Below are 15,849 nucleotides of genomic sequence, written 5' to 3'. Positions count from 1 at the left end.
GACATTCCCATGAAATTCCGCTCCTGGACCGTCAAGACCAAGCTGTCCGTGGCCTTTACCGCCATGGCATTCCTGGTGATCCTGGTTTCCCTGTTTGCCTTGCAGGCGCTCGGCGATGCCAACCACCATCTCAACGCTTTCGTGAACGGTGTCAATGCGCGGGCCCATCTGGTCGAGGAGGTTCGAGCGGCCGTGGATCGGCGCGCCATCGCCGCGCGCAATCTGGTGCTGGTCACGACGCCATCGGACCGTGAGATGGAGAGAAACGCCGTGGTCGCCGCGCAGGCGGATGTCAAAGACCGGCTGGAGCGGCTCAAGGCCCTGGCGGCTGCTGCCGATGCGGGCGCAGACACCCGCGAGCTGGTGGCGCGCATCGACCAAGTCGAGCAGCGCTATGGCCCCGTGGCCAGCGAGATCGTTGCGCTGGCCCTCGACCTCCGCAGCGAGGCCGCCATCGCCAAGATGAATGATGAATGCCGCCCGCTGCTGGCCAAGCTGGTCGAGGCGACCATGCAATTCAGCGAGATGACCGGCAAACGTTCCGGCGCGGTCATCGAGGAGGCGTCCCGGGCCTATGCCCAGCGGCGCAACCTGTTGATCGGTGTCAGCGCGGCAGCCTGCCTGCTGGCCTTGGTCATGGGCCAGTTGATTGCACGAGGCCTGGCACGTGCCCTGGGGGCGGAGCCCGTTCAACTGGGGGAGGTCGCGCGGCAGATCGCCAAGGGCAACCTGAGTTCCGAGCTCGTGTGCGGCAATGCCCCGGCCGACAGCGTGAGGGCGTCGTTGAACGCCATGCAGCAGAGCCTGGCCGCCGTGGTCTCCGAGGTGCGCAACAACGCCGACAGCGTGGCGGTGGCCAGCGAGCAGATCTCCAAGGGCAATGCGGATCTGAGCCAGCGCACGGAGCGCCAGGCCTGCGCACTGCAGGAAACCGCCGCCTCCATGGACCAGTTGTCTTCCACGGTCCGACAGAATGCGGACAACGCGCGCCAAGGAAACGAGCTGGCACGGGGTGCGAGCCAGGTGGCGGCGCGCGGCGGCGAGGCGGTGCGCGAGGTTGTCACCGCCATGCACGATATCAGCGAGAGTTCGCGGCAGATCGGGGACATCGTCGGTGTCATCGACGGCATTGCCTTCCAGACCAACATCCTGGCTCTCAACGCGGCCGTCGAGGCCGCGCGGGCGGGAGAGCAGGGCAAGGGTTTCGCCGTCGTCGCGGGCGAGGTGCGCAGCCTGGCGCAGCGCAGCGCCCAGGCTGCCCGGGAAATCAGGCAGCTGATCGCCACCAGTGCCACGCGTGTGCAGCAGGGGGCCGAGCGCGCCGACCAGGCCGGCGCCACGATGGCCCAGGTGGTGCAGTCCATCCAGCAGGTGACAGACCTGATGGGGGAGATCAGCGGAGCCAGCGAGGAGCAGAGCGCTGGTGTGGCCCAGGTCGGACTTGCGGTCGGGCAGATGGATCAGGCCACCCAGCAGAACGCAGCGCTGGTGGAGGAAAGCGCGGCCGCGGCGTCCAGCCTCAAGGCGCAGGCGCAGCAACTGGTGCAGGCCGTGGCCACTTTCAGGCTTGATGGCCGGGACAGCGGTACGGATGTCCGGCGACGCCCGGTCATCGCCGGGCCCATGGCGGCGCCCACCGCCCGGTTGAGCTAGGACCGCCTCGCCTGTCTGCAGGCCTTCGCACACCCACCTTCAGGGACACCAGACCATGCAAAAGACCATCGCCTTGGAACAGCTGCGCCTGGGCATGTTCATCGTCGACATTCGCGGCGGCTGGATGCAGCATCCCTTCTGGCGCTCCAGGTTCCTGCTGACGGACCCTCTGGACCTGGAGAGGCTGCGCACCAGCGCGATCGAGCAGTTGAGCATCGATACGTCCAGGGGCTGCGACGTGGACGGCGGGCCGCGCCCAGGTGACCGCATTGCCCGCGCGCCCGTGGCACCATCGCAGCCCTGTGGTCACGCCTTGCCCCAGGGGGCGGACTGCGTCGGCATGGACGAAGAATTCAAGAAGGCCGCCGTGTTGTGCGAGCAGTCCAGGAACGCGGTGACCTCCATGTTCGAAGAGGCGCGCATGGGCCGTGCGCTGAGCACACAGACGGCGCGGGCCCTGGTGTCGGAGATCTCCGATTCGGTTGCGCGCAACCCGGGGGCACTGATCAGCCTGGCGCGCCTGAAGACCGCCGATGACTACACCTACCTGCACTCCATGGCGGTATGCGCGCTGATGGTCGCCCTGGCGCGACAACTGGGGCTGGACTCCACCCAGGTCCACCAGGCTGGCCTGGCCGGTCTTTTGCACGATGTGGGCAAGATGGCCGTGCCGCCCCAGGTGCTGAACAAGCCGGGCCGGCTTACCGAAGCCGAGTTTTCCATCGTCCAGCGCCACCCGGCCCAGGGCGTCGAGCTGCTGGCCCAAAGCCGGGTGGATGATGCCGTGCTGGACGTCTGCCTGCACCACCACGAGAAGATGGATGGAACCGGCTATCCCGAACGGCTGCAGGCAGACCAGATATCTCTTTTCGCCAGAATGGGGGCCGTGTGCGACGTCTACGACGCCATCACCTCGAACCGCCCCTACAAGGACGGCTGGGACCCTGCCGAGTCCATTCACAGGATGGCGCAGTGGGCGCCAGGGCATTTCGATCCGAAGGTATTCCAGGCCTTCGTGCGCAGCATCGGCATCTATCCCGTGGGCTCGCTGGTGCGGCTGGCCTCCGCGCGCCTGGGTGTCGTGGTCGGCCAAGGGCCGCGCTCGCTCACCATGCCACGGGTCAAGGTCTTCTACTCCATCGCATCAGGCATGCGGATTCCCGAGAGGGTGATCGATCTTTCCCATCCCGGCAGCGCCGACAAGATCGTGGGGCGTGAAGACCCGGCCGTCTGGCGTTTTCCCGACCTGCTGGCGCTGTGGGCGCCAGGCTGTGGCCCTGGCTGACGCATGTCTGCTGCCTCCCTTTTCCGACAGGATGGGCCCGAGCCGTGCCGCGTTGTCCGGCTGCCTCCACCTTGTTCGGCAATGTCTTCCCTTTTTGTGCCTGTACACCCTTGTCTGCTACTGATCCCCGTACCTCCGCCAGCCGCGTATCTTCTTCCAACCGCACATCGCTGGCGATCATCGTGGGCCTGTGCCTCATGGTGATCGCTGCGTGCGCCTACTGGATGGTCCTTCTGGACAGCCACAGGTACATCCAGCGCTATACCCGGGAGCAGGCCTGGTTGCGCGTGGCCCAGACGTCGCGGGCCGTGTCGGAGCAGGTCGGCGCGATGCTCACCGGCCTGGACTACACGCTGCGGGACATCGCAGGCGACTACGAATCGGGGGACAGGGATGCTTTCCACCGTGCCGTGGCCAGCGTGCAGGACACCTATCCATCAGGCACGATCGTGCAACTGTCGGTGGCCGATGCGCAGGGGCGCGTGGTGTACTCCAGCCTGGACATGGCGCAGGTCGCCGGGCCGGCGATCTCCATCCTGGACCGCGAACACTTCCAGGCGCATTTGACGGGAGCGGCCAAGGGGCTTTTCGTGGGCAGCCCCGTGCAAGGCCGCGTCTCCGGCCAATGGAGCATCCAGCTCAGCCGAGCCCTGCACCATGAGGGCAAGTTCTCCGGGGTGTTGGTGCTGTCGCTGTCTCCACGGTACATCTCGCAGCAGTTGCGTGCCATCGTCGAGAACCAGCGCGATGTGATCATGCTGCTGCGCGAGGACGGCACCTATCTTGCCCGCTCGCAATCGCAGGACACGGTCCTGGGGGGCAAGGTGCCCGAACAGCGGCTGGCGCTGTTCACCGGCCGGCGATCCCATGGCACCTATGAGGCACAGGCGGGCCCGGATGGCCTGTGGCGCATGTATGCCTGGAGCCGCGTGAGCGGATTCCCGCTGGTGGTCAGCATGGGACTGGATCGCCAGTCCATCCAGGGACCGCTGGACGAGGCCGTCCGGCACAGTGTGTGGCGCAATGCGCTGGGCACGGCGGTGATCTTTCTGGGGGGGCTGTTGACCGCCTGGCTGGCCCGCCAGCGCGGGCGCGAGGAGGAGCAGCGCAAGCAAAACGAGCGGCGCTTCATGGACCTGGCCCAGGAGGTGCCTGGCGGCCTGTTCCAGTTCAGCGTGGACAGCAAGGGCCGCCACGCCCTGCCTTTCGCCAACCCGGGCTTCTACGCCATGCACTGCCTGGACCCATCGGGAAAGAACGCCGACCTTGCAAGCCTGGCGCAGCGTGTGCACGCCGACGACCTGTCGGCACTGACGGCCTCCATCGCGCAGGCCATAGGCGCCCAGGGCCATTGGGCCCACCGGTATCGCGTCAACTGCACCGACGGGGTGGTGCACTGGTTGCACGGCCATGCCCGCCCGCAAAGGGAAAGCGACGGCACGGTGGTCTGGCATGGCCATATTCTGGACGTGACGCAGGATGAGGCGCTGCAACAGGCATTGCGCCAAAGTGAAGAGCGGCTGCGTCTGACCATCGGTGCGGTGCGCGACGGCATGTGGCAGTGGGACTGTGCCAAGGACTGCGTCCTGTGGGATGGCCGCTGTCACGAGATGCTGGGCCTGCCGCAGCAGTCCCTGGGCACCTTCAGCCTGGCGGACTTCATCGCCCGCCTGCACCCGCTGGACCGGCAGCGCGTGCAGGACAGTCTTGAGCAGCACCTGCGGCAGGGCACGGAGTTCCGGGTGGAGATGCGCTTGCGGCAGGCCGACGGACACTGGCGCTGGGTCGAGTCGCGCGGGGAGGTCACCCAGCGCGATCGGGACGGTCACCCCCTGCGCATGATGGGAACGCATACCGATATCCACGAGCGGGTGGAGCAGACGCGAATGGTCAGCGCCCTGCTGGACCGGGGCAGTGCACTGGTGCTGATGGCCAGTCCACGCAGGGAGATCGTCTACGCCAACGAACGGGCCGCCGCCTACTTCGGCATACCTGCTGGCAGGATGCAGCCGCTGCGGTCTTTCAGCGAACTGCATGCCAGCGATGTCAGCTTCGAGAGCTTCGCGGAGCTGTACAAGCTGCTCAGGATGGACGGTGCCGTGCGTACCGAATGGGCTTTGCGCACACACGACGGATCGCTGCGCTGGTGCGACATGCAGGGGGTGCTTCTGGATCCGCAGGACCCAGACGGCAACGTGATCTGGACGCTGTTCGATGTGGACGCCCGCCACAGGGCAGAGACCGAGCTGGCCCAGGTGCAGCAGCGCATGGAGGCCGTCATCGAGCGCTTCCCCTCGGGCCTGCTGGTGACCGATGCGGCCGGCCAGCGCATAGTGGCCACCAACCAGATGCTGGTGTCCGTGCTGGGGCTTCCCATGGCTGCGCGGGCCCTGGTGGGCGAACCCGTGCAGGCGCTCGCCCGCTACCTGCCGGCGGCCGTCGCGCAGGCGGTTGAGGCACAGGCCGGGCCGGGCCCGTACCCGGCACGGCAATACCACCGTACCGTCCACGCGTTGCCCGATGGCCGGCATATCGAGACGGAGCAGTTGCCCTTGCGCAAGGACTCACGCCTGCTGGGGCAGTGCTGGGTATTGCATGACGTCACGGACTACAAGCAGCGCGAATCGCAACTGGAGGCACTGGCCTCCACCGACCCACTGACGGGGGCACGCAACCGCCGTGCCTTCATGGAACGCATGGAGGCGGAACTGGAGCGCCTGCGGATGGGAATGGGAAGTGCCTGTTCACTGATCATGCTGGACATAGACCACTTCAAGCGCGTCAACGACACCCATGGGCATGCGGTGGGCGACGAGGTGCTCAAGCAACTGGTCGCCACGGTATCCAGGCAACTGCGCAAGGATGATTTGCTGGGGCGCCTGGGCGGCGAAGAGTTCGCCGTGCTGCTGGCGGGTGCGGATGAGAAGACCTCGGTGCAGCGTGCAGAGGCCCTGCGGCTGGCCGTGCAGCAACTGTCGGTCACGGTGCCGGGGCACCCGCCCATCCGCTTCACGGTGAGCCTGGGCATCTGCGCCCTGGCGATGGGCGACGGCTCCGTCACGCGCTGCCTGGAGCGCGCTGACGCAGCCATGTACCACTCCAAGCACACGGGCCGCAACCGCACGACCTGCTGGACCCCCTCGCTGGCCATCGGCCAGCCGCAGTGAATCCGGGCGCCACGGGGACTGTGTTTGCCATCGGCAGGCAGGCTTGTGGCGGTGCGGTATGGGCAGGTGCAAGGCCTGCCGCTCGACTCCGGCTCCGTCGGCGATGGCATCGATCTCCGCAACTGTGCCTGGTAGCACAAGACCTGCCGGCCAAGAGCAAGCCAGGTATGCAATTGTCAATGAATGATAGATATTGTTTATTTGTGCATGATTTCGATGCAAAATAACTATTGATGTGACTGTGATGGTCCGCATCGCTTGAGTTTTCCCCAACAAGATGCAGGCTTGGCATGGTCACAGCTGGTTTTTCGCATGATGGATACCTCGTTTGCAGCGGGCGATTTCGCTTGGCATCGGGGGAGCTTGTCAGGGTCCGGCAGGCACTCGGCTTCACCCTGATAGAGATGATGGTCGTGCTGGCCTTGGCTGCCATTTTGGCCGCTCTGGCTGCTCCTTCGTTCACGGCGCAGATCGCCAATCAGCGCGTCGATTCGGCCGCGCAGGAGTTGCAGTCGTTGCTGCAGTTCGCTCGCTCCGAAGCTGTGTACCGGCGCGTGGAAAGCAGCTTTACAGGCATGGGGCGGGCCTGGACCGCGCGGGCGGGTCTGCAATTGCTGCGTGAGGCGCAGGTACCTGCGGCGGTGACGGTATTGCCGACCGGCGACTCAACCCAGGGCGTCAAGTTCGAGACGACAGGCTCTGCCAAGCTGGTCTCCGGGGCCAGCACGCCATACACGCTGGCGGTTACCGCGCCCGATGCCACGCGCATGCATTGTCTGAGCGTGACGCGCTCGGGCGTGGTGCGTCAGCAAAAACTGCCTGCTGGCGGGAGCTGCTGATGCTTACTCCGTCAAAAGGGACGCCGATGCAGGTCCACTCATGGTCCGGCAGGCAAAGCGGTGTGGGCCTTGTCGAGGTGCTGGTGGCCGTCTTGCTTGTGGCCGTGGGGCTTTTGGGTGCAGTGCGCGTCCATATGCGTTCCATTGAATTCACCGTGGATACCGAGCGACGTCAGATGGCGTCCATGCTCGCCACCGAACTGCTGGAGACCATGCGTGGGGATACGGCCAAGGTCTTGAACGCCAAGGGCTTGCCGGTCGACCAGTTGGCGGGTTACGAGAAGGTGGCGGGTAGTGCCTTGCCTGCCGCACCTGCCACATGCCTGCCCCTGCCCGTGGAGCCCTCTCAGCGCCTGGCCTGCTGGGGCGAGCGTGCCAGGCAACTGGTGCCTGAGTTGACCGCGGACCGGATCACCGACTCCTTCACCGTGAATGCGGATGCCAGTGGCGTAGTGACGGTGACGGTCGCCTGGCCCGTGAAGAAGGGGCAATGCCTGGATGGAACCGACAATGAATTTTGTGCATTCACGCTGCGATCCCGGCTTTGAGCCGCCGCCGGGCAAGCAGAGGTCATGTCCCATGCCCATGGCGCCGCAGGCAGGCCTGACTCTGGTGGAGCTCATGGTGGCTCTGGCCATTGGTCTGTTCATCGTGCTCATCGCCACCACGATCTATATGCAAGGGCTGTCCAGCCTGGTCTTTCGCGTGGGGCAGAGCGAGAACCTGGGCAACAGCCGGCAGGCCCTGGCAGCGCTGGACGCCGAATTCTCCAAGGCGGGCTACAGAAGAGATCCCGCGCAGTCTCTCCTGGATGCATTCCCAGCAGATCCCGTGCCGTACCCCAATGGCTGCCAGTTTGGCCAGGGCCAGGCGTTTTATGCGGTCGACCTGCAAACGATCTGCATGCGCTTTCAGCCCCGTGATACGGCGGAAACCGACTGCGCCGGCACGCCTGCCAACCTGGGGGGCGCCGGCCCCTATGACGCGCCGTCACCTGCCCCTGCTCCGGCGGTGGGCGCAGGAATGTTCGTTGAGAAATACACCATCGAAAACAGCACGCTGGTCTGCAAGGCGGTGCAGCAGGCGGTGCCGCTGGTGGATGGCGTGCGCGCGGTGCATTTCGAGTTCGGGGTCGATCAGCAGACAAGCCCTGGCGCGATACGGCGGGTGGATGCCTTCCTGGCCACGCTGCCGGAGGCGAAGGAGTCGGTCCGTTCCCTGCGCTATGCGATCTTGCTGGAAAGCTCGGGCAAGGTCACGCAGGGCATGTCGTCCACCGTCTGCGATCGCTGGGCCGCGCTGGGCGGTGACACCGCCCGGTGCGATGCCAATGCCGGCCAGCTGCTGCAACTGGCCACGGGCACTCTCAGCCTGAGGAACCTGATGCCATGACCCTACCCATGCCACCAAAGCACCACTGCGCGGTGTCTGCCATGCCCTTGCGTCAGCGCGGAAATGCGTTGCTGGTGTCCATGATCATGCTGCTGCTGGTGCTTTTGCTGGCGGTGGTCGGAATGCGGGTGGTCACGATGGAGGCGCGGATCGCGGCCAACATGGTGGAGAACCAGCGACTGTACGAAACCGCGGACGGCAGTTTGCGCGAAGGCGAGCGCCTGCTGCTGGCGCATGCCGTGGCACTCAAGCCCTGCAATGGCGCCGATACGCCGGTGGCCCAGGGCAGCGGCATCCCCTGCTTCGTGTCCGATGCACGGGCGGATCCGATAGGGCTGAACACGGACTTCATGACGACCAAGGCCAAGGCCGCAGGTTTTCGGCAGCCAGACGGGTACTGGTATCCGCGCTACATCACGACGGCCTGCCCCAAGTCGGGCAGTGCGACATCCGCACTGGATGTTCCTGCCACGGGGTGCACGGACTTCTATGAGATCAACGCCCAGGCCACGGAGAAGGCTCAGGCGCAGGCCTGCGGCGCTGACGCACTGTGTCTGAGATCCAGCGTCAACATGTTCATCAAATAGAGGGAGAGCATCATGACTTGCGTTGACAACGCGAAGCAGGGAAACGGCACAATGCCGGGCATGCATGCGGAAGGGAGGCTGGCGCTTTGGGCCTGCCTGCTCGCGGCGGGCAGTGCACCGGCCTTGGCGCTGGGCAGTGCGGATACCGTGCTTTCGCAGACGCCGCTGTTCGTGAACCAGGCCCTGGCCCCCCTGAACATGCTGGTGATGGGGCGTGATCACAAGCTGTACTACGAGGCGTACAACGACGCCTCCGACCTCGATGGCGACGGCGTGATCGAGGTGGGGTACAAGCCCGACCAGATCGACTACTACGGCTACTTCAACAGCAACGTCTGCTATGACTATTCGGGCGGCGTCTTCACGCCGTCACAGCCTGCCACGGGCAACAGGAAGAAAAAATGCTCCAACAGCTGGAGCGGCGACTTCCTGAACTACCTGGGCACCTCGCGCATGGACGCCATCCGTCGTGTGCTGTACGGCGGCATGCGTGTGGAGGACACGGCTTCGCGCACCGTGCTGCAGGCCGCCTATGTGCCCAGGGACGCACATACCTGGGGCAAGGCCTATGACCCCGTGCGCGATGGCAAGGTGTACAGCATCTCGGACTATGCGCCGCTGGGCCGGCCCGCCTCCGGTACGCGCCATTTGTTCGCGGTGACGACATTGAGCGAGGCTGCCAACGTCATCCCGCAACTGCGGGTGCTCAATGACTCCTCCTTCCAGATCTGGGATTGGGTGTCCCAGGAGGGCAATGCCGGCCAGAACAACTGCAACGGCAAGACCGCCAATTCCTGCATCCGGGGCAGCAGCAGGATCACGGACTACAACCTGCGTGTGCAAGCCTGCTCCAGCACCAATGCTCAGTTGCGTGAGGCCACTTGCAAAGCCTATCCCAATGGAGGCAAGACGGTCTACAAGCCTACGGGCCTGCTGCACGACTTTGGTGAAAACGCGAAGATGTACTTCGGTCTGCTCACGGGATCGTATGAGAAGAACATTTCCGGCGGCGTTCTGCGCCGCAACATCAGTAATTTCGCGGAGGAGGTGGATCCTCAGACGGGCCAGTTCAAGTCAGGTGTCAATGGCGTGGTCGCCAACATCGACCGACAGCGTCTGATCGGCTACAACGGCACCAACTATGGAGCTTGTGGCTGGATCACGTCTGGCTCCATCAGTTCGCTTTCCAGGCCATCGGACTGCGCCATGTGGGGCAACCCGATCGGCGAAATGATGTTCGAGACCATGCGCTACTTCAGCGGCGCTGCCCAGGCGCTCGGCATCTATGACTACGCAAGCGGGTCGTCCAAGGATGCCACGCTGGGCCTGTCCAGACCGGTCTGGGAGCCACCCTACAAGAGCAAGGCCGAGGGCGGTGGGGGCTACCAGCACTGCGCCCGCCCCGTGATGACGGTGCTCAGCGACATCAATCCCTCCTACGACGGCAAGCTGCCCGGCAGCCGTTATGCCAGTGTCAGCGCCAACGCCAGTGCCCTCAATGGTTTCAATGTCTCCAACGAAGTCTCGGCCATCGGGGCAGCCGAAGGCATGCACGGTCGGAACTTCTTCATCGGCCAGTCGGCATCGAACAATGCCGATCAGGCGCCATCGGTCAAGACCATTGGCGATCTGTCCTGGGCGCGCGGTCTGTCTCCCGAGGAACCCAGCAAGGAGGGTACCTACTATGCGGCCGGCGTGGCACGCTTTGGAGCCAGCAACGCCATATTCGGCAACAGCGAGGGCAGGAGCGCGCTGAGAACCTACTCAGTCGCCATTGCCTCGCCATTGCCGGAAATACGCTTTCCGGTGGGGGCGAACCGCTTTGTGACCATCGCACCGTTCGCAAAGACGGTCTCCGGCAGCGCGGGTGGCAGCTCCGTGAACAATGCAGTTTTCACGCCTACCAACCAGATCGTCGACTACTACGTGGCCAGCATCGCCAATACGGGCAAGGCGGATGCCGATCCCTCCATCAACGGTGGACGGCCCTATGCGGAGTTTCGCATCAACTACGAGGACGTGGAACAGGGAGCCGACCATGATATGGATGCCATCGCCCGCTATACCGTCGCACTGCAGGCAGATGGCAAGGTGAAGATCGACATGGTGTCCGAGTACGCGGCTGGCGGCCTAGGCCAGCACATGGGCTATGTGATCTCGGGTACCACCAAGGACGGCATGTACCTGGAAGTACGTGACAAAGACACCGCTTCGGCCTACTACGCCTACAACACCCCGCCCAATCGCGACCCTGGCTACTGCCGGGAACGCATCTCGGACCCTGCGTGTGCGAACCTGGGGCTCACGGCTACACGCAGCTTCACGCCTGCCAATGTGGGCGATGCAGGCAGCTTCCTCAAAGGGCCTCTGTGGTATGCCGCCAAGTACGGCGTTCCCGACCGGGACCCCTCCAAGATCAAGGGCGATCCGGACAACTATTTCCTGGTGACCAATGCCGGAACGCTAAAGGAGCAGTTGACCAAGGCATTCAACGACATCTTGCAGAACATCAGCTCCGTGACGGCGGTCAGCGTGGACATGCCCACAGCGTCCATGAGCGAGGGCGCCGACGTGTACCGGACCTCGTTCGAGGCCGAGTCCTGGAGCGGTGACGTGATCCGCGAGAAGCTCACCACCGGTTCCAGAACCCTTGCATGGAGCGCGGCGGAGCGTCTGTCGGAACGCTCCGCCGACGATCGCAGGATCTACTACCCCAGCAGGACCGGCGGTGCTGTGACACTCAGCCCCTTCACGTTCTCCAGCCTTAGTGGGCAGCCGTTGGATGCGTCCTGGCTGGAGGTGCTCAATACCGATCCGGTCACGAACACAACCGACGGACAGGCCAGAAAGCGCATTGAGTTCCTGCGCGGGCAAGCACGGGATGAACTGCGTGTACGAAAGCTGTTGGCCAACGGCAAGCCCAATGTGCTGGGTGACATCGTCAATTCCTCGTTGGTGCGCGTCAAGGCCGGTCTTTACCGGGCCTCCGCGGCAGACAAGCTGGAGGGCTCCTCGGGCTATGCGGCCTTTGCGGCGGGCCAGGCCTCCAGGGAAATGCTGTATGTCGGAGCCAACGATGGCATGCTGCACGCCTTCGATGCGGCCACGGGCAGGGAGGAGTTCGCCTTCATTCCGTCGGGCGTGAAAGATGCCCTCCATGTCCTGACATCGCCCAAGTACGGTGTCGACGGCGCTTCGCATCGCTATTTTGTCGACGGAACACCTGTACTGTCGGATGTCTATTTCGGCAACGCATGGCACAGGGTGCTGATCGGCAGCCTGGGTGCCGGCGGGCGGCAGATTTTCGCCCTGGATGTCACCGATCCGACCGCGCCTCGCCTGTTATGGGAGTTCGGCCTTGAACAGGACGAACGCATGGGCTATTCGTTGCCGACGCCTGTGGTTGCGCGGCTCAATGATTCCGGGCAGACCAAGGGCAGATGGGTCGTTTTTCTCTCCAACGGTTATCAGGGGCTGAACAGCGCATCCGGCGAGTCCAGCCTGTTCGTGCTGGACATCTCCAGCGGTGCGGTCATCAGGCGCTTCGATCTTGCATCAGGCATGACGACTGCGGAGCTGAATGCCTTGCCTGCGCCCAAGAACGGTCTGTCGCGCGCTGCCGTGGTGGACAACAATGGCGACGGCAAGGTGGACATGGCCTATGCCGGAGACCTGGCCGGCAATATGTGGCGTGTGGACCTGGCCAGCGGGGCCAGCGGCTCCTGGGATGCGCAACTGTTCTTCGTCGCCCGCGATGCCGGGCGTGGCAATGGCGCTGGAAACCGGCTGCCCATCACCGCCGCTCCCTACGTGGTGCGGCATCCCAGTGGCAAGGGGGACGTGGTGGCCTTCGGCACGGGCCGGTTCATGACAGACGACGACAAGCAGGATGCCCGCAGGCAGACGGTATTCGGTGTCTGGGACCGCTACAGCACGCCGGCCATCGATGCGCCCCGGTCGTTGCCCACGGCCGGCAAGGGGCGTGGCGATCTGCAGGCCCAGCAATTCACGCAGGTGAGCGGCTTTCCTGGAAAGTTCGCACTGTCGGCCAATCCCGTCACCTGGTACAGGGATGGCAGCAGCACTGCTGACTCCAATGTCCGGACCTGGGGCTGGTATGTCGATCTGCCGCGCGATGGCGAGAGGCTGGTCTATGACATGAGCCTGTATGGACGAGGCCTGGTCTTCACTTCCATACGGCCCATGGCGGACCCTTGTTCTGCGGGGTTGGCAAGCACGATCTACGCCATTGACCCCAACACTGGTGGCAAGACGGACTACGTCGCCTTCGATGTGAACAAGGACGGCATATTCAATGCGTCTGACAACCTGGCGGGCCAGCAGGTCAACGGATACGAAGTGGGGCCGGGCAAGCCCGCCATCAGCGGAGCGAAGATATTCGACTCCAGCGGCAAGCCAAGTGGCGCGGGAGGGGCGGGTGGCGGCGATGACATCAACAGCGGAGTGGACCGTGGCCGGCAGAACTGGCGCCGCCAGCCTCCCAACCCGTGAGTGTCGCACCGGCGACGACAGATGAGGCCATGCAGCGCCGCGCCTTTCGGGCCGGGCTGCGTCCCTTGAAGGAGCAACGAGTGCGAAACAGGTTACAGGGATTCACGCTGATCGAGTTGATGATCACGGTGGCGGTCGTCGCCATTCTTTCCGCGATCGCCTATCCCTCCTATCAGGAGTACATGCTGCGCTCGCGGCGCGTGGAGGCCCAGAGTCTGCTCGGTGAAGCCGCCGCAAGGCAGGAGCGCTGGCGAGCGCAGAACGGCAGCTATACCTCCACGGTCGCCAACCTCAGGCTTGCCTGGGGAGACAAGTCGGAGAACGGCTACTACACCCTGACCGTGGCGTCCGTCGCCAACGACGGCGGCTATACGCTGACGGCCACGCGCACGGCAAGCCAGACCTCGGACAGGCGCTGCGGCGACTACACCTTGAACGCACTGGGTGTCAAGGGCATGTCTTCCGGTGGCTCGGTGGGTGACTGCTGGCGCTGAGCCTGGTTCAGGGCCTGGCGGGCATCCAGGCCCCCGCGGCCACGCTCGTGCGCGGGCTGTTTCCATGGCCGGACGGCGCGGCCTGGGTGGTGCCGGCGGCCAGGGCTTGGGCTTTCCAGTGGCGATACGCCACGAAGGTCACTTCGCCTGCGGTCGCCGCTTGTGATCTGGATCCGACCACGGTGCGGGTCGGATGGATGGTCTTTGTCCGCCGGTCCGTTCGAACGGATATGCGTGACGGATGGGGCACAAAAAAGCCCCCACGCTCCCTTTGCTGCGCAAGGTCCACTGCCCCCTGAGGGGAGCGCTTTTTGTCTTGGGGCGGCCCGGCGACAAAAAACGCCGGCTCCGGCGCACTGGAGCCAGCGTCCTCTTCTTGGCGTATCTCCCGCGGACCCGGATAGGAGCCGTGGCGGGAATCTGTCCAACAAGAAATTCTTGGCGGGGCCGAAAAGAAAATTCTATGAGTGCATGGCCATTGCGCTCTGATTTATTGCAAGTCATTGTCATTGAATGGTTTTCTGGCTTTCCGGCAAGGGCTGGACAGGGCTGTTCCGCAGCCATTCCACGCGCTTTTCGTGCGCTCGGGGTTTTCTCCGATATCTAAGTAACTTAGCTAATTTGATCATCCTGACCCAGGGCCACGCAACGTGGGCGGTGCCCATCTCAGCAGGGGAAAGGACATCAGATGAGAGTCTCGGGACGAGGTATCCGCAGCCTTGCCGCAGCAGCGGCGTGGATGGCTTGCATGGTCACTGCATCCGGCCAGCCGGCCGGTGAAGCGCCGCTGAAGATCGGCGTGCTGACGGACATGAGCTCCCTGTTCGCCGACATCGGAGGCCAGGGTTCGGTGACGGCGTTGCGCATGGCCGTGGAGGATTTCGGCGGCCAGGTGCTGGGCAAGCCGATCGAGGTGGTTTCCGCCGATCACCAGAACAAGACCGACGTGGCGGCGAACAAGGCCCGCGAATGGTTTGACGTGCAGGGCGTGGACATGATCACGGACCTGCTGCCCTCATCCGTGGCGCTGGCGGTGTCCGACGTGGGCCGCCAGAAGAACAAGGTGGTCATCGTCAATGGCGGCGGTTCCTCCAAGCTGACGGGCGAAGCCTGTTCCCCGAACACGGTGCACTACGCCTATGACACCTACGCGCTGTCGACCAATACCGTCAACGCCCTGCTGGCGCAGGGGCTGGACAGCTGGTTCTTCCTGACCGTGGACTATGCCCTCGGCCACTCGCTGGAGGGGGATGCCGTCGGTGCCGTCAAGGCCGGCAACGGCAAGGTGGTGGGTACGGCGCGCCATCCCGTGAATGCATCGGACCTGGCTTCCTATCTGCTGCAGGCCCAGGGCTCCAGGGCCAAGGTGGTGGCATTGGCCGATGCAGGCGGCGATTTCGTCAACGCCGTGAAGCAGGCGGGTGAGTTCGGGCTGCGCAAGTCGGGCCGGCAGACGCTGGCCGGCCTGCACGTGTTCATCTCCGACATCCACAGCCTGGGACTTGCCCAGGCCCAGGGCATGGTCCTGACGACCGGCTTCTACTGGGACCAGAACGAGGCCACGCGTGCCTGGTCGCGCCGTTTCCACGAAAAGACCCGGCGCATGCCCACCATGGTGCAGGCAGGCGTGTACTCCTCGACGATGCACTACCTCAAGGCGGTGCAGGCCAGCGGCACCAAGGACCCGCAGACCGTGCTGGCCAGGATGCGCGAAACGCCCATCAACGATTTCTTCGCGACCAACGGCCGCATCCAGGCCAACGGCCGCATGGTCCACGACATGTTGCTCGTGGAGGTGAAGAAGCCTTCGCAGGCCAGGGAGCCCTGGGACTACTACCGCATCAAGGCCGTCATTCCCGGCGCATCCGCATTCATTGCGCAGGAAAAGAGCGGTTGCAAGCTCTGAAGAACAACCCAGGC

General features: G+C 64.5%; 10 protein-coding genes. All 10 read left to right on the top strand.

The genetic code is table 11. The features are described 5' to 3' along the window. Positions 1-9 precede the first annotated feature (9 nt). A complete protein-coding gene (locus tag L1Z78_RS17625) occupies positions 10-1,653 on the top strand; it encodes a methyl-accepting chemotaxis protein (protein ID WP_234637683.1) in 1,644 nt (547 codons plus the stop codon). 55 nt (positions 1,654-1,708) lie between these two features. Continuing rightward, positions 1,709-2,938, top strand: coding sequence for an HD-GYP domain-containing protein (locus tag L1Z78_RS17620; RefSeq protein ID WP_234637682.1), 1,230 nt, complete (start codon positions 1,709-1,711; stop codon positions 2,936-2,938). Positions 2,939-3,048: 110 nt separating this feature from the next. Next, positions 3,049-6,105 (top strand): diguanylate cyclase, encoded by a 3,057-nt coding sequence (locus tag L1Z78_RS17615; RefSeq protein WP_234637681.1) that lies wholly within the window; start codon positions 3,049-3,051, stop codon positions 6,103-6,105. Between the two features lie 290 nt (positions 6,106-6,395). Further along, a complete protein-coding gene (locus tag L1Z78_RS17610) occupies positions 6,396-6,944 on the top strand; it encodes a GspH/FimT family pseudopilin (protein WP_234637680.1) in 549 nt (182 codons plus the stop codon). Next, positions 6,944-7,492 carry a type IV pilus modification protein PilV gene (gene pilV / locus L1Z78_RS17605; RefSeq protein ID WP_234637679.1) on the top strand — a complete coding sequence of 183 codons (549 nt, stop codon included), beginning with the start codon at positions 6,944-6,946 and terminating at the stop codon, positions 7,490-7,492. Before L1Z78_RS17610 ends, pilV begins: the two co-directional genes overlap by 1 nt. 31 nt (positions 7,493-7,523) lie before the next feature. After that, the gene (locus L1Z78_RS17600; protein ID WP_234637678.1) at positions 7,524-8,336 is read left to right on the top strand and encodes a prepilin-type N-terminal cleavage/methylation domain-containing protein; all 813 of its coding nucleotides are present in this window, start codon (positions 7,524-7,526) and stop codon (positions 8,334-8,336) included. 41 nt (positions 8,337-8,377) lie between these two features. Then, entirely contained in the window at positions 8,378-8,923 is a 546-nt protein-coding gene (locus L1Z78_RS17595) for a pilus assembly PilX family protein (RefSeq protein ID WP_234637677.1), read from the top strand. 60 nt (positions 8,924-8,983) lie between these two features. Next, positions 8,984-13,435, top strand: coding sequence for a pilus assembly protein (locus L1Z78_RS17590; RefSeq protein ID WP_234637676.1), 4,452 nt, complete (start codon positions 8,984-8,986; stop codon positions 13,433-13,435). An 80-nt stretch (positions 13,436-13,515) separates the two neighbouring features. Next, entirely contained in the window at positions 13,516-13,929 is a 414-nt protein-coding gene (locus L1Z78_RS17585) for a type IV pilin protein (protein ID WP_267966983.1), read from the top strand. A 739-nt stretch (positions 13,930-14,668) separates the two neighbouring features. Next, a complete protein-coding gene (locus L1Z78_RS17580) occupies positions 14,669-15,835 on the top strand; it encodes an ABC transporter substrate-binding protein (protein WP_418921633.1) in 1,167 nt (388 codons plus the stop codon). Positions 15,836-15,849 lie beyond the last annotated feature (14 nt).

The sequence above is a fragment of the Delftia tsuruhatensis genome, from assembly GCF_903815225.1.
GTDB lineage: Bacteria > Pseudomonadota > Gammaproteobacteria > Burkholderiales > Burkholderiaceae_C > Comamonas > Comamonas tsuruhatensis_A.
Note: the sequence above shows the minus strand (reverse complement) of the source record. Positions and strands in the feature narration are given on the sequence as shown.

Coding starts and splice junctions, on each gene's coding strand:
- pilV (WP_234637679.1), top strand. CDS start 6,944: ATGCTTACTCCGTCAAAAGGGACGCCGATGCAGGTCCACTCATGGTCC.
- L1Z78_RS17610 (WP_234637680.1), top strand. CDS start 6,396: ATGGTCACAGCTGGTTTTTCGCATGATGGATACCTCGTTTGCAGCGGG.
- L1Z78_RS17580 (WP_418921633.1), top strand. CDS start 14,669: ATGGCTTGCATGGTCACTGCATCCGGCCAGCCGGCCGGTGAAGCGCCG.
- L1Z78_RS17595 (WP_234637677.1), top strand. CDS start 8,378: ATGCCCTTGCGTCAGCGCGGAAATGCGTTGCTGGTGTCCATGATCATG.
- L1Z78_RS17625 (WP_234637683.1), top strand. CDS start 10: ATGAAATTCCGCTCCTGGACCGTCAAGACCAAGCTGTCCGTGGCCTTT.
- L1Z78_RS17600 (WP_234637678.1), top strand. CDS start 7,524: ATGCCCATGGCGCCGCAGGCAGGCCTGACTCTGGTGGAGCTCATGGTG.
- L1Z78_RS17590 (WP_234637676.1), top strand. CDS start 8,984: ATGCATGCGGAAGGGAGGCTGGCGCTTTGGGCCTGCCTGCTCGCGGCG.
- L1Z78_RS17620 (WP_234637682.1), top strand. CDS start 1,709: ATGCAAAAGACCATCGCCTTGGAACAGCTGCGCCTGGGCATGTTCATC.